Source organism: Streptomyces sp. NPDC048441 (assembly GCF_043200235.1).
Classification (GTDB): Bacteria; Actinomycetota; Actinomycetes; order Streptomycetales; family Streptomycetaceae; genus Streptomyces.
Genome location: NZ_JBICXM010000008.1, coordinates 72,072 through 87,635, shown reverse-complemented (window position 1 = coordinate 87,635; position 15,564 = coordinate 72,072). Strand labels below are relative to the sequence as shown.

At 72.9% G+C, this 15,564-nt stretch carries 4 protein-coding genes; all 4 read left to right on the top strand.

Annotation, left to right across the window (positions count from 1 at the left end; genetic code table 11):
- The first annotated feature begins 21 nt into the window (after positions 1–21).
- The 4 genes from ACGFSB_RS21030 to ACGFSB_RS21015 are packed head-to-tail and all read left to right on the top strand — an operon-like array spanning position 22 to position 15,418.
- On the top strand, positions 22–6,831 hold the full coding sequence (locus tag ACGFSB_RS21030) for an amino acid adenylation domain-containing protein (RefSeq protein ID WP_393401319.1): 6,810 nt from the start codon (positions 22–24) through the stop codon (positions 6,829–6,831).
- A 12-nt stretch (positions 6,832–6,843) separates the two neighbouring features.
- The gene (locus ACGFSB_RS21025) at positions 6,844–7,632 is read left to right on the top strand and encodes a thioesterase II family protein (RefSeq protein ID WP_393401317.1); all 789 of its coding nucleotides are present in this window, start codon (positions 6,844–6,846) and stop codon (positions 7,630–7,632) included.
- The gene (locus ACGFSB_RS21020) at positions 7,632–8,459 is read left to right on the top strand and encodes an enoyl-CoA hydratase-related protein (RefSeq protein ID WP_393401314.1); all 828 of its coding nucleotides are present in this window, start codon (positions 7,632–7,634) and stop codon (positions 8,457–8,459) included. Before ACGFSB_RS21025 ends, ACGFSB_RS21020 begins: the two co-directional genes overlap by 1 nt.
- Entirely contained in the window at positions 8,456–15,418 is a 6,963-nt protein-coding gene (locus ACGFSB_RS21015) for a beta-ketoacyl synthase N-terminal-like domain-containing protein (protein ID WP_393401311.1), read from the top strand. Before ACGFSB_RS21020 ends, ACGFSB_RS21015 begins: the two co-directional genes overlap by 4 nt.
- The last annotated feature ends 146 nt before the right edge of the window (positions 15,419–15,564 follow it).

Sequence of the window (15,564 nt, the reverse complement as noted above, 5' to 3'; positions counted from 1 at the left end):
GTTCCTCGACCAGGAGGGTTGATGCAATCAGCCGCTGACACGGCCGCCGCGGCCGTTGGCCGGATCGTCGCCGGAGCGCTGCCCGCCGACGTCCGGCTCGACCCCGATGCCCCGCTCGCCCAGCACGGCCTGGACTCCATGACCATGGCCCGGATCGCGCTCGAAGTGCACAGCGAACTCGGTGTGGAGCTGTCCCTCAAGGAACTGGTCGACTGCCGCACCCCGGCCCGGCTGACGGCGCTGATCGACGCGCGCCGCGACTCCCGCGGGACCGCGGCCGATGCTCCCGCGCCGCCATCCACCCCCGAGCCAGCCGGTGATGGGGGCGAGGCGGCCGACAGCTTTCCGCTGACGCCCCTTCAGGAGGCCTACCTGGTGGGCAAGACACTCGGTGACGACCGCGTCGGGTGCCATGTGTACCGGGAGTTCGATGTGCCGGACCTCGACGCGGGGCGACTGCACGACGCCTGGCAGCGGGTGATCGACCACCACGACATGCTGCGAGCGGTGATCGGCGAGGACGGCACTCAGCATGTCGCACCCCTCGCGCCCCCGTGGACACCGACCGTCCACGAGGTGCCCGGGGACGGCGGCGACGCGGCCGTCGACGAGCACCTGGCGGCGGTCCGCGCCCGGCTCTCGCACCACCGGTACGCGCCGGGCGCCTGGCCGCTGTTCACCGTCGAGGTGTCCCGGCCTGCCGCACCGCGCCCGGCGGTGGTCCACCTGAGCCTGGACGCTTCCTTGACCGACGGGCAGGGAATCAACGTCCTTCTGGACGACTGGTGGCAGGCGTACCGGCAGCCGGAGCGCGACCTGCCCGCCGTCGGGCGCACCCCTCGTGACTGCGTGCGGTGGCTGGCCGAGCAGCGCACGACGGACGTCCACCGTGCCGACCTCGCCTACTGGCGGGAGCGTCTCGCGGACGCGCCCCCCGGGCCGCGGCTCGGCGCGAGCAGCTCCGGACCCGGCGGGACGGTCCCGCGCACGGTGCGCACGGGGCGGTTCGACGCGGAGCGCTGGCAGACGGTGCGGGACGTGGCGAACGCCTGGGAGGTCTCGCCGACCGCGTTGCTTCTCACGCTGTTCTCGGAGGCCTGGGAACGGATCGGCACCCCCGCGCCCTTCGCGCTGACCCTGACCACCAGCGAGCGGATGCGGCTGCCTGCCGACACAGCACGGGTAGTCGGCCCCTTCACCTCCAGCATGGTCTTCGTCGCACGGCCCGCCGCCGGACGCTCCCTCGAAACGTGCGCCCGCGACGTCCACCAGCGATTGTGGGAGGACCTCGGGCACGCCACCGTCTCGGGCGTGGAGGTGCTGCGGGCCATGCGCCGCGACGAGGCGCCCGCGGTCGTCTTCACCAGCATGATCGACGGTACGGACGGCGCCACCACGGAGGCCGCCGAGGGGTTCGCCCGCCGTACCCGCTACGTGGCGGGCCAGACCTCCTCCGTCGCTCTCGACCACCAGATGTGGATCCAGGACGGTGAGCTGGGCTTCCGCTGGGACATCGCGGAGTCCCGCTTCGCCCCTGGCCACATCGAGCTTCTGTACGCGTACTTCGTCAACGCGGTGGAGAGCCTGGAGAGCCTGTCGGCGCGGCCCCGGCCTCCCCTCAACGAACTTCAGCAGGCGTACTTCGTTGCCCGTGCCCACGCCACGGAGGGCGAAGGCTGCCTCGTCGCCCTGAGCTTCGACCGCGCCGAACTCGACCGGGAGCGCCTGGCCGGGGCCTGGACGCGGTTGCTGAGCGCGTACCCCGCACTGCGGGCCACGGTGAGCGAGGCCGGAGACCTCGTCGTCCCCGCGCGGGCACCTCGACGCTGGTACGTGCCCGAACTGGCGGACAGTGACGAGGAGATGAGCCGCGCCCTGGCGGCCCGGCCGTTCCCACTCGCCCGCGGCCCGCACACAGAACTGCGTATCGTGCGCACGGCGCAGGGGCACCATCGCGTGCACATGGCTGTCGACCTGCTGGTCCTCGACGCCCACAGCATCCGGCGGCTCGCCGGTGAGCTCTTCAGGTTCTACGCCGACGAGTCGGCGGTGGCTCCGAAGGATGAGCCGGAGGGACACCCTGGCGCCGGGTTCGGGGCCGGGTTCGGACTCGGGCTCGACGAGGCGAAGGCGTACTGGAGCGAGCGCATCGGCGAACTGCCGCCCGGCCCACCCGTGGACATGGCGCCGTCGGACGGCGCTCCCCCGCACCGGGTCCGCCGTGAGGCCAAGCTCAACTCCTGGGCAGGGCTGCGGGCCCGCATCGAGGACCGGGGCCTGAGCGTCGACGCGGTGCTCCTCGCCGCCTTCACCGAGGTCATCGCCGAGTGGTGCGCCGAGCCCTTCGCGGTGCCGGTGGTGCGCTGGACACGACAGGCGCGCCGACGGGACCCCGGCGAGCACACAGCGCTGAGCTGGGTCACCGACCACCGTGGTGCGCCGCTGCTCACCCGCGCCGCCCACTACGAGCGTGAGCTGGCCAGAGACGCGGAGGCCGACGCTGCCTCCGGCCTTGCCCACGTGCGTCGCCTCACCCTGCGCAGGCGTACCGCGGGGGCGGCGGGGGAGCGGCCGTACGCCCACCCCGTCGTCTACACCAGTGTCTTCGACGGGGGAACACGGGCCGGTCCCGGGCCGGATGTGCTGCCAGGGCCCTGGCTGACGAGCACTCCGGGAGTGTGGCTCGACGCCATCGCGGTCGACCAGGGCGACGAGCTGCTCTACTGCTGGGACGCGGTCGACGCGGGCTTTCCCGCCGGGCTGCTCGACGAACTCTTCGCCCGTTACGGCGAGTTGCTCGGCCGGCTCGCGGACGACGTCAGCGCGACTCCGGAGCCGCGACCGCCCGACCAGGACAGTCTTCCGCGCCTCTGGAACGACACGGAGCGGCCGTTCCCCGTCCCGGGCCCCGCCCACCTGCTCTTCGAGGAGCAGGCCAGGCTGCGCCCCGATGCGGTGGCCCTGCGCTGGCGTGGGGACACGATGACATACGGGGAGTTGAACCGCCGGGCGAACCGGATCGCCTGGCGGCTGCGGGACCGCGGTGTCGGCCCCGGGACCGTCGTGGGAATCTGTCACCGGCGCGGCCCTGCCATGGTGGCGGCGGTCTTCGGCGTCCTGAAGGCGGGCGGAGCGTACCTGCCCCTCGAACCGTCACTGCCGGAACGCCGGGCCGGACTGATGCTGCGAACGGCCGGGGCCTGCACCCTGCTGACCGGCATGGACGAGGCTCGATGGCCGGTGCCCGATGGCGTCACCGCCGTATACGCCGACACCCTCGACGCCGACCCCCGCGAGGAGACCGATCCGCTGCCGTCGGCCTCGCCCGACGACACCGCCTACATCATCTTCACTTCCGGCAGCACAGGGGCGCCCAAGGGGGTCACGGTCACCCACAGGCCCCTGCTGAATCTGCTCAACTGGTGTTATCGCACGCACCACTTCGGTCCCGATGACGTCGGCCTGTGCGTCACCTCGCTCGGCTTCGACCTCTCCGTGTTCGACGTGCTCGGACTGTTGGGGTGCGGCGCCGGACTCTATATCGCCGACGCGGCCCAACAGCGGGACCCGCAGCTCCTGTTGGACGTCCTGCTCACCGAGCCGGTGACCTTCTGGAACTCGGCGCCGACCACGTTGCACCAGCTGATGCCGCTGCTCCCCACGGCTGAGGGCCCCGGCGACACGGGACGGCTGCGCCTGGTGTTCCTCAGCGGCGACTACACCCCGCTCACCCTCCCCGACGACCTGCGCGCGGTGTTCACCGAGGCCCGCCTCGTGAGCCTCGGCGGCGCGACCGAGGCCACGGTCTGGTCGAACCACTTCGAGGTCGGCGAGGTGGACCCGGCGTGGCGCAGCATCCCGTACGGGCGGCCCATCGACAATGCGCGCTACTACATCCTCGGCCCGGACCGCCGACCCTGCCCCGTAGGGGAATCGGGCGATCTCTACATCGGCGGCGACTGCCTCAGCCAGGGGTACGTGGGGCAGCCGGAGCTCACCGCGGAGCGCTTCGTCACCGATCCGTTCGTGCCGCGCCCCGACGCCCGGATGTACCGGACCGGCGACCGGGCCTCCTACTTCCCCGACGGGACGATCTGTTTCCTCGGCCGGGACGACCATCAGGTCAAGGTCCGTGGATTCCGGGTGGAACTGGGCGAGATAGAGCACCAACTGCGGTCGCACCCCTCGGTGAAGGACGTGGTGGTGCTCGCGCAGCCGGACGGCGGCGGGGACCGCAGGGTCGTCGCCTACGTCATCCCGCTCGGCCCCCCGCCCAGGCTGGCCGAGCTGCGCGCGCACGCGGCCGAGGACCTGCCCGACTACATGGTGCCCAACGCCGTCGCCTATCTGCGGACGTTCCCCGCGACGGACAACGGCAAGGTGGACCGTGCCGCGCTGCCGTGGCCCCTTGACGCGGCGGAGAGCCACGCGGGCCTCGCCGGGACGGAACCGACGGAGGCCGGTGTCGAAGCCGAACCTTCCGGTGCCCCCGCGGCGGCACCGGACGAGAGCGCGGTGCGCGAGCACGTCGAGACGGTCTTCGCCGGGCTGCTCGGTTCCGGCGGGCTCGACCCCGAAGCGGACCTCTGGGACCAGGGGGCCACGTCCTTCACCATGGTCCGGGCCTCGGCGGCGCTGATGGAGCGGCTCGGCCTGCGCATCCCGGTGGACGCGCTGCTCGTCGACCCCACCGTGCGGGGCATCAGCCGGTACGCGGCCGCGCAGCTCGCGACGTCCAGTGCTCCGGACACCGCCCCTCCCCGGCCCACGGTCCCGCAAGAGGTGGACTTCTTCTCGGCCGATGAGCGGGCCAGGTTCAAGGCGCAGGCATGGAACGAGCGGTCCGCCGACGTTGCGCGACCGCCGCTGCCCCTGGTCGGCGGACCCGAGCCCGACGGCCGCTATGTGCGGCGTGCCACGCGGCGCGAGTTCCTGGCGCGGCCCGTGCCCCACGAGGACTTCAGCCGACTGCTCGGTCTGCTGCGCAGGACGCGGATCGCGGACGCGGACCGTTCCCTCTATCCCTCGGCCGGAGACACGTACGCCGTCCAGGTCTACGCGCACGTGCGGCCGGGCGGAGTGGACGGAGTGGCGGCCGGGCTCTACTACTACCGGCCGGCCGACCATGCGCTGCAGTGGGTGGCCGACGCCGGTGCCGTGGGCCGGCAGCTCCACTTCTCGTACAACAGGCAGGTGTACGACGCGGCGGGCTTCGAGATCTTCCTCATCGGCCAGTCGCACGGGATCGCCCCGCTGTACGGGGACAACGCGGAGCTCTACCTGTCCGTCGAGGCGGGGTACATGGGCCAGCTGCTCATGGGCGAGCAGGTCGACTGCGGTGTAGGGCTCTGTCCGGTCGGCGGGCTCGCCTACGACCGGTTGCGCGAGGCGCTGCGCCTCGACGAGGGGCACAGGTTCCTGCACTCCTTCATGGGGGGTGCCGTCGATCACGGAGCTGTGGATCGTGGAGTTGTGGATCAGGGAGCTGTGGCGCACGTATCTGCTCCTCCCGTCCCCGTAGTCGTCCCCGCCCCCCTGGCCGTCCCCGTAGCCGTGACCGGGATGGCGGGGCGCTTCGCCGCGACGGCCGGACTCGACGATCTGTGGGAGCTGCTGAGCCAGGGGCGCAGAAGCCTCGGCGCGCCGCCGGCGGCCCGCAAGGGTCAGGTGCCCGAGGGCCTTACCGGCGGATTCCTGAGCGACATCGAGGGATTCGAGAGCCTGCTCTTCGCCGTACCGCCCGTGGAGGCGGCCACCTTGGACCCGCAGGTGCGGCTGCTGCTCCAAGCGGTGTGGTCCTGCCTGGAGGACTCCGGGCACACGGCCGCTTCGCTGAGCCGGTCGGCGGGCCGGGTCGGGGTGTTCGTCGCGGCGATGTGGCCCGACTTCCAGCAGGTGGGAGCGGACCGGTGGGGTGAGAGCGGCGACGCCAGGCTCTCCGCGCTGGCCGCCGATCTTCCCAACAGGGTGTCCCATGTCTTCGACTTCCGCGGACCGAGCGTCGCCGTCAACACCTCGTGCTCCTCGTCCCTGACCGCCGTCCACGCGGCGGTGGAGAGTCTGCGGCGCGGTGAGTGCGGGGCGGCCGTCGTGGCGGCCGTCAACGTGATGGCGCACCCGTACCACGGGGCGCTGCTCGACGGCCTGGGCCTGCTGGCTCCCCATGGCAGCGCGGGAGCGTTCGACGCGGACAGCGCGGGCTGGGTCCCCGGCGAGGGCGTCGGTGCGCTGCTGCTGCGCCCCGAACCCGCGGCGATCGGTGACGGCGATGTCCGGCGTGCCGTGATCGAGGCGACGTGGATCGGCCACAGCGGACGCGCGGACCGCTACGGTGCGCCCAGCGCGCAGGCCCTCAAGGACTCCCTCCGGCAGTGTCTGCGGCAGGGCGGCCTCGACCCGTCGGACATCGACTACGTCGAGTGCGCGGCGGCCGGAGCGAGCCTCGCCGACGCGGCCGAACTTGAGGCACTCGGAGCCGTCTTCGGCCCCGCTGCCGGGCCGGTGAACGGCCAGGAGAGGCAGCACCAGGCCGTACCCGTGGGGACGCTCAAGCCGAACATCGGGCACCTGGAGTCCGCGGCGGGCCTCTCCCAACTTGCCAAGATCCTCCTGCAGTTCGAGCACGGACAGCTCGCCCCGACCCTGCTCGCTCCGCACCGTAACCCGCTGGTGGCCTGGAACGACCTGCCCCTGCGCGTGGTGGACGAACTGCGCGCCTGGCGGTCGCGAACCCCTGACGTGCCGTTGCGTGCGCTGGTCAACTCCCTGGGCGCCACCGGCTCGTACGCCCATGTCGTACTGCGCGCCCCGGCGCCGCACCCGAGCGCTTGACGAGGAGAACCGGTGGCGCAAGGAACATGGGTCAGCGCGGGAGCGGGTCTGCCGGACGCGGCACTGCGGCTGTTCTGCTTCCCCCACGCGGGTGGCGGCGCCGGATTCTTCCGGCCGTGGCGGGCGGCGCTCGGCAGTGATGTCGAGGTCTGCTCCGTGGTACTGCCAGGTCGCGAGGCGCGGCTGCGGGAAACCCCGTACAGGAGCATGACCGAGATGCTTCCGCCGCTCACCGATGCGATCGCCGAGTGGGCGGACAGGCCGTACGCGATCCTCGGGCACAGCACGGGAGCCGCCGTCGGCTACGAGGTCGCCCGCAGGCTGGCCGCGCATCCCGTGGGGCCGCCCCGCGCCCTGCTGGTCTCGGGGCGCAGGTCCCCCTACAGCCCCCCGGCCGGGCCGCCCCGCCACCTGCTGCCCCAGCGGGAGTTCCTACAGGCCGTGTTCGACCTAGGGGGCACCCCGCCGGAACTCCTCGGGCAGCCGGAGCTGCTCGAGCTGTTCCTGCCCGCGCTGCGCGGCGACTTCGCGCTCAACGAGACGTACCGGCCGCTGCCCGGTGGGCCGCTCGACTGCCCGGTGACGGCGTTCACCGGGCAGCACGACCCCGAGGTGACGCCCGAGCAGATGACCGAGTGGCGGCGGGTGTCGACGGGCCCCTTCGGCCTGCGGGTCTTCCGCGGCGGCCACTTCTACCTCGACGGAGCCCCCGGCGACGTGGCGGCGGCGGTCAAGGAGGAACTGGACAGGGCGCTGTGGGGCACCCGGCCCGCGCCGCTGGACCTGAAGGGCGCGTACTGATGGCGCGCCGCACCCATGCCCAGGTGGAGCACCTGGGCCGCATCACCCGGATCACGCTGACCCGCCCCGCCGATGGCAACACGCTCGGCGCCGACCTGCTGGCCGAGCTCGGCCGTGCGCTCGACGAGGCGGAGGCGGCGGCGGACTGCCGCATCATCCAGATCCGCGGGCAGGAAGGCACGTTCTGCACCGGCCTCGACTTCACGGAGGCGCTCGCCGCAGCCCACGACGACAACACCGGCACCGACGACAACACCGACGCCGATGTACGGGAGTCGGCCCGAGTTTTTCACGCGCTGCTCGCCAGGCTGACGACGATTCCCCGGCTGACCGTGGCCACGGTCGACGGACAGGCGCTCGGCGGGGGTGTCGGACTGGCCGCGGCCTGCGATGTGGTGCAGGTGTCCGACCGTGCCGCCTTCGCGCTTCCGGAGGCGCTGTGGGGCCTGCTGCCGTGCGTCGTGCTGCCTTTCCTGATCCGCCGGGTGGGCGTCCAGCGCGCGTACGCGATGACGCTGACCACGCTTCCCGTGGACGCTGTGACCGCCTGCTCCTGGGGCCTGGCGGACGAGCGGTACGAGGACGGCAGAGACCCCCTCCTGCGGCTCGCCTTCCGGATGGGCCGTATGCCGGAGTCCACCGTCGGTGACATCAAGCGGTACTTCGGACGTCTGGCCGTGCCCCCGACCGTCCACGAGGAGCTCGCGGTCGGGGAACTCGCCCGGCTGCTCGCCGCACCGGCGGCGCGCGCACGCATCACGCAGTTCGCCACGGACCGGGAACGTCCGCGCCAGAGCGCGGGGCGGCCGGGAGAGGAAGAGCGATGACCGTCGTATGGGTGTTTCCGGGGCAGGGCGCGCTGCGCAAGGGAAGGGGGGTGGAACTCCTAGATGAATTCCCGGGGTTGTGCCGCCGGGTGGAAGAGGTCATCGGCCGCCCCCTGCGGGATGTCGTGCTGCAGCCCGACGGTGACCCTGACCGCCGGCTGCCCGAAGTGCAGTCCGCGCTCTTCGCCCTGAACGCGTTCGCACACCTCAGCCACTCCCTGTCCGCACCGCCCCCCGACTATCTGGCGGGGCACAGCCTCGGCGAGTACAACGCGCTCGTCGCGGCGGGCTGTGTGGACTTCGAGACGGGACTGCGCCTGGTCCACCGCCGCGCCGAGCTCCTCGACTCCGTGCCGGGCGGCGGAATGCTCGCCGTGGTGGGCCTTTCGCAGGAGCGGATGGCCGCGATCCTGGCCGGGCGGAGCAGCGACGACATCGACATCGCGAACGTGAACTCCCGGCAGCAGCTGGTCCTTTCGGGCCCCGCGGAGTCCGTCCGCGAGCTGGCGAAGGAGTTGCGCGGCGCGGGCGCCGCCAAGTGTGTACTGCTGGACGCGAAGGGCGCGGGCCACTCCCGTTATATGCGCCCGGCGGCGGAGCGGTTCGCCGAGCTGCTGCGGGAGACCGCCTTCTCGCAGCCCCGGACGCCGATCATCTCCAATGTGACGGCGCGGCCGCACCGCCTCGCCGAGCTGCCCGACCTGTTGAGCCGTCACCTGTACAGCCCGGTGCTGTGGTCACGGAGCATGGACCACCTCAGGGAAGAGGGGGTCACTCGGCTGGTGGAGCTCGGCCCCGGGCGCGTACTGACGAAGCTGTGGGAGCAGGAGCAGGAGCAGGAGCGGGTCCACGGCGAGGCCCGGAAGGAGCCCGGGGTGCCACAGTCGGGGCGGGTGACAGGGCCGCGCCACGCCGTCCTGTGCAGCGCCGCATCCGCCGAGCAGCTGCGCGCGGTGGCCCAGCGGCTGCGCGCGCACCTGGATCGCACGGAGCCGCGCACGGGCTCCCGACTGGCCCTGGCCGACGTGGCGTTCACCACGCAGACCGGACGCACGCCGCTGGCCCACCGCCTCGCGGTCCTCTGCGCCGACCTCGGTGAACTCGCCGTGGGACTGGATGCCTTCCTCGGCGGCAGTGGACACCCCGATGTGCGGACGGCCGTCGTCCCCCAACCCGTCCCAGCGGGCGGCGATGTGCCGCGTACGCAGGAGGAGGCGGCCGGGATCTGGCTCGACGGCGGCGACGTGGAGTGGGAACGCCTGTGGCCCGACGGCGGCTCGCGGGTGCACCTGCCGACGTACCCCTTCCCCGGCGGTACCGCGGCGCCGGACGAGCCTTCCGCCGTGCCCGGGGAACCTCCTGCCGAGGCGGGGGACTGGCTCCGTGACCTGTTCGCCGAGATATCGGGGATACCGGTCGACCAGGTGCACCCAGGGGTGCCGCTGGAACAGTACGGCCTCAGCTCCGCGTTGATCGTCCAGCTGACGCGGCGGCTCGGCGAGCACTACGGGACGGTGCCGGCGACGCTGTTCTTCGAGTGCCGTGACCTCGGCTCGGCGGCCGCCGAGCTGACCCGGCTGAACGCGCGCACGCCCGAACCCCTCCGGCCCACGGTGCCCGTCGCCACCGGCACATCCCGGGCCGGGGCGGGCCAGGCCATGGCCGTCATCGGCATGGCAGGGCGCTACCCCGGTGCGCAGGACATGACACGTTTCTGGGGAGAGCTCGAGGCGGGCCACGAGGCGACGGGGCCGATCCCGGCGGAGCGGGCGAGGGCCCACTGGCCCACCGACCTGATGTGGGGCGGTTACCTGCCGGACGTGGACTGCTTCGACGCCAGGCTCTTCCGCATCACTCCGCGCGACGCGGCCCGGATGGACCCGCAGGAGCGGGTCTTCCTCGAAGTGGCCTGGGAGACCTTGGAGGACGCGGGCTACACGCACCGTCGTCTGCGCGAGGTGCACCCGGGCGGTGTCGGCGTCTACGCCGGAGCCATGTACAGCGACTACGCCTTCTTCGGGGTCGAGCAGGGGATCACAGGAACGCGGCAGGACAGCGGGAACTCCGTGGGGGACGTCGCCAACCGTGTCTCGCACTTCCTGGACCTCACGGGCCCCAGCCTCACGGTGGACACGATGTGCTCATCGGCGCTTGCCGCCCTCCACCTCGCGGTACGCGCCCTGCGGGCGGGAGAGTGCGAAGCGGCTCTCGTCGGCGGGGTCAACCTGTCCCTGCACCCGAACAAATTCGTCCAGATGAGCCGGCTCAACGCCTTCTCCTCCGACCACCGTTGCCGGAGCTTCGCGGCAGGCGGCGACGGCATCGTCGTGTCGGAAGGGGTGGGGGCGGTACTGCTCAAGCCGCTGAGCCGCGCCGTGGCCGACGGCGACCGGATCCACGCGGTGGTGCGCGGCACGTCCCTGGTGCACCAAGGCCGGACCAACGGATATCTGGTGCCGAATCCGGTGGCGCAGGGCACCCTCGTGAGCAGGGCGCTGGCGGACGCCGACGTCGAAGCGGCCGGGATCGGATATGTCGAAACCCACGGCGCGGGAACGGAGTTGGGCGACCCGCTGGAGCTGGAGGGCCTCTCGCGGGCCTTCGCGGCCGGCGGAGCGCGCCGCGCCGTCGGGTCGGTGCCCATCGGCTCGGTCAAGTCCAACATCGGGCACACGGAGGCCGCCGCCGGGATGGCGGGCCTGAGCAAGGTCATTCTGCAACTGCGGCACGGCCGCCTGGTGCCGAGCCTGCACGCCGAGCAGCTCAACCCGAAGATCGACTGGGCCGGTTCGCCGTTCCGGGTGCAGCGCACGGGCGCCGACTGGCCCGCGCCCGTCGACGGGGCACCGCGCCGCGCCGGAGTGAGCGCCTTCGGGGCCGGTGGCACCATCGCGCACGCGGTGGTCGAGGAGTACCGGGAGCCCCTCGCGCGGCCCCTCGGTTCCAGCGCGTCCGCCGCCGGTGCCGGTTCCCTGGAGAGCGCCGGTGCCGGTTTCGTGGAGAGCGCCGATGCCGGGCCGCGTCTCGTGCTGCTCTCGGCGTCCGACGAGGACCGGTTGCGCGCGCTCGCGGGCCGCATCGCCAGGGCCACCGCGCTCCGCGGTACATCCGACGTGCGACTGAGCGACGTGGCCCACACCCTCAGGACGGGCCGTGAGCCGCAGCGCGAACGGCTCGCCCTGGTCGTCGGCGACCTCGCCGAACTCCGTGATGAGCTGGCCCGGTTCGCGCGGGGCGGGGCGAGCCGCGGGGCCAGAGGGCGAGCGCCCGTCGGGGATGCGGGCCTCGCGCCGCGGGCCGGCGGCGACCTCGAGGCCCACGCCGAACACTGGGTACGGGGCGGGGAGATCGACTGGGCGAGCGTGCCGGGGAGCGGGACGGGCCGCCTGGTCGAGCTGCCCCACTACCCGTTCGCGCGGACACGCTGCTGGGTGCCCGAGGCGCCGGTCGACGCCGTGGCGTCGGGCCCGGTAGCCGCTGTGGCCGAGGGCGCCGAGGGCGACGGGGCCGACGGGGGCGAGTTGGGCGGAGCCGCAAGGGAGCCCCTGCTCTACGAGAAGCGCTGGCGCCTCGATGCGGTCGGCCCCACCGCTTCGGACATCACACGGCCCGCTCCGGCCGGACCCGTGCTGTGTCTCTGCCGCGCGGAGGGCGAACCCGTCGTGCGCGCGCTGGCTGAGCAGGCCCCGGGCGCGGAGTTCATCGTCGTACGCGTCGACGAGTCCCCCACGGCGGTGACGGAGCCGTCCGCCGTCGTGGACCGGGCCCTCGCCCGCTGCCCGCTGCCGGTCGGTCTCATCGACCTCGTGGACCTCTCGGACGCGGCGGAGCCGGCGGGCTCAGGGGACTCAGGGGACTGGTGGACCCGACTCGCCGTGATCCAGGCCGTGTTGACCGCTCAGCGGGGCGGCGCGGCGGGGAGCCGCGAGGGTGGGGCGACACTGCTGCACCTGACCACGGACCGGGCCGCCGAGGTGCGGATGCCGGGGCTTGTCCGGGCGGTCGCCGCCGAACACCGAGCGCTGTCGGTCGCGACGCTGTGCACGGACGTGCCCGCGCATCGGGCCGCGGACCTCGCGGCTCAGCTCCTCGAGGCGTGGCGGGCGCCCGGGAACCACGGCGAACTGCGGTACGACGACGGCCTTCGCCATGTCCCGTACCTCGCCGAAGTGCCCGTACCCGAAGCGGAGTTGACCCTCGATCCCGATGCCGTCTACGTACTGACAGGAGCGACCAGAGGCGTCGGTGCCCGGGTCGCCAGGCACCTCGTCGAGCGCGGCGCGCGACAGCTGCTGCTGCTCGGCGCGCGCTCACTGCCGCCGCGGTCGCGGTGGAGCGACGCGGTTCTGCCGGGGCCCGCGGCGGCGGCGGTGGCGACCGTACGGGCACTTGAGGCCGCAGGCGCCACGGTCCTGGCGCGCCGCGGTGAGCTCGCCGACCGTGCGGGTCTCGCCGAAGCACTCGACGATGCCCGCTCCCTGGGCCCGCTGCGCGGAGTCGTGCACTGCGCCGGACGCCTGCCCGAGCGGCCGGGACCGCTGGCCCGCCGGAGTGCGGAGTCCGTACGGGAGGTGCTCGCGCCCAAGGTCGACGTGGCGCGGGACCTGGTGGAGCTGACCGAGGACGACCGGCTCGCCTTCTTCCTGCTGTTCTCGTCGGCCGCGGGGACGGTGCCTCGGGTGGGAGCCGGAGTGGCGGACTACGCGGCCGCCAACGCCGCCCTCGACCTGCTCGCCACCAGGTCGGCTCCGCCTGGCCCGAGCACGCTGCGATCGGTGGCCTGGCCCATGTGGCGGGAGAGCGGCGCGGCGCCGGGTGAGGCCAACCCCGGTGCGGTGCACGGACTCGACGCCCTCGATGACGCCGAGGCGCTGCTGGTTCTCGAGCAGGTGCTCGCGCTGCCGGGAGGTCACGCGTACCTGCCGGGGCGGCCTGTGGGCGCGACCCTCGACACGGAGGCGCTGCTGCGGGTGCGGGACGGCGGTGCCCAGGCGGAGGCCGAAAGTACGGAAGCGGCAGGCGGGCCGGCACCGGCCCCCCGTGCGGCGGCCCCCCGTGCGGCGGCCCCCGACCCGCGCCCCACGGACGAGCCGCCGGGCTGGCTGGTGGACCTGTTCGCGGAGGTGATCGGGATCCCGGCGGCGGAGCTCGGCGCAGAGCTGGAGTTCAGCGAGCTCGGTGTGGAGTCCGTGATGCTCGGCGAGCTGGTCCTTTCGATCGAGGAGCGGGCCGGGATCCGGCTCGACCCGGGCACGCTGCTCGACCACCCGACCCTGCGCCGCCTGGCCGCGCGGCTGCGCGAACTGATGCCGGTGGAAGCCGCGTCGGGTGAGCCGGAGGAGGCCCCCGCACCCGGCGGGGCGGCCACGGCAGGGGCCACCGGAGAGGAGGAGCGGCGCCCCCTGCCGCCCGTCCCCGCGGCGCGGTCCACCGCGATGGCGGTCATCGGCATGGCCTGCCGCTTCCCAGGGGCCGCCGACCTCGATGCGTACTGGAGCCTGCTCAGGGAAGGCCGCTGCGCGGTGACCGAGGTGGCGCGCTCGCGCTGGGACACGGACGCGCTGTACAGCCCGGACCCGGCGGCCGGGAAGATCACCGGGAAATGGGGTGGGTTCGTCGAGGGGATCGAGGAGTTCGATCCGGAGTACTTCGGCCTCGCCGAGGAAGAGGCACGCCTCCTCGACCCGGCCATCCGCCTCTCGCTCGAGTGCGCCGCCGAGTGTCTTGCCGACGCGGGCTACGACCCCGCGGAACTGGCGGGCGGCGCGGTCGGCGTGTACCTCGGGGGGCGGGTCACCTCGTACGCGCAGCGCGCCGAACTGAGCCCGCGGACCCTGCACTCCGACCCCAACTTCCTGGCCGCCCAGGTCGCCCATCACTTCGATATGCGCGGCCCCAACCTCGTGGTGGACTCGGCGTGTTCCTCTTCGCTCGCGGCGGTGCACCTGGCGGGCCAGGCGCTGCGGCTCGGCGATGCCGACCTCGTCCTGGCCGGGGGCGTCTCGGTGCTCCTGGACGACGCGCCCTACCGGGAGTTCAGCGTGGCCAGGGCGCTGTCCCCGTCGGGCCGCTCACACGTCTTCGACGAGCGCGCCGATGGATTCGTGCCGGGGGAGGGGTGCGGCCTGCTCCTCCTCAAGCCCCTTGCGGCGGCGGTGCGGGACGGTGATCGGATCCATGCGGTGATCGAGGGCTCGGCCATGAACAACGACGGCCGCACGATGGGCATCACGACACCGAACCCGCAGGCACAGTCGGCGGTGGTGCGCCGCGCCCTGAGCGAGGCGGGGCGTGACCCTCGTGAGATGGGTCTGGTGGAGGCGCACGGCACGGCCACCATGATCGGGGATCCGATCGAACTGCGCGCCCTGACCGATGCGTTCGACGACGGTGGCAGCCCGGCCCCGGGGAACTGCCTCATCGGCAGCGTGAAGTCGAACATGGGCCACCTCATGCATGCGGCGGGCGCGGCAGGGCTGATCAAGGCGGTCCTCGCGGTGCGCCGCGGGGAGATCCCGCCGACGCTGTTCTGCGACCGCCCCAACCCCCGCTTCGACTTCGGGAGTTCGCCCCTGCGGCCGGTGACCCGGCTCACGCCCTGGCCCGAGGGCCGTCCGCGCCTGGCGGGGGTGAGCTCTTTCGGCTTCGGGGGAACCAACGCCCACGTGGTGGTGGGCGAGGCGGCACCCGGCGCGGCAGCGGGGGCGGCCCGGCTGCCGCGGCCCGCGCCCGCCTTCCGGCGGCGGCGTCTATGGCTGGAGCGCGAGGGGCGGACGGCCGAGATACCTGCCAAGGACAGTCAAATAACTGCCAAGTCTTCCGTGCGTACTGCATCGACCGCGGCTCCGGATTTGTCGCCGCCCGAGTCGACCGAGCAGGCCAGAAACAAATTCGAGCCGGAAACCGAGGAAAACGGAATCATTGCCTCCGTGCTCGAGCTGCGATTTGAATCCGCTTGAATTCGCCATTTCCTCGTGACCTGTCGATTTCGGTCGAGCATGGCGTCACAGTGGCGAAGAATGATCGCGTGCGTGGCTTGGATGTTTCCGGCTGCGCACGCCATCACTGTCGAATGAAGTCACCCTTCGCCGCCGACGTGGAATGA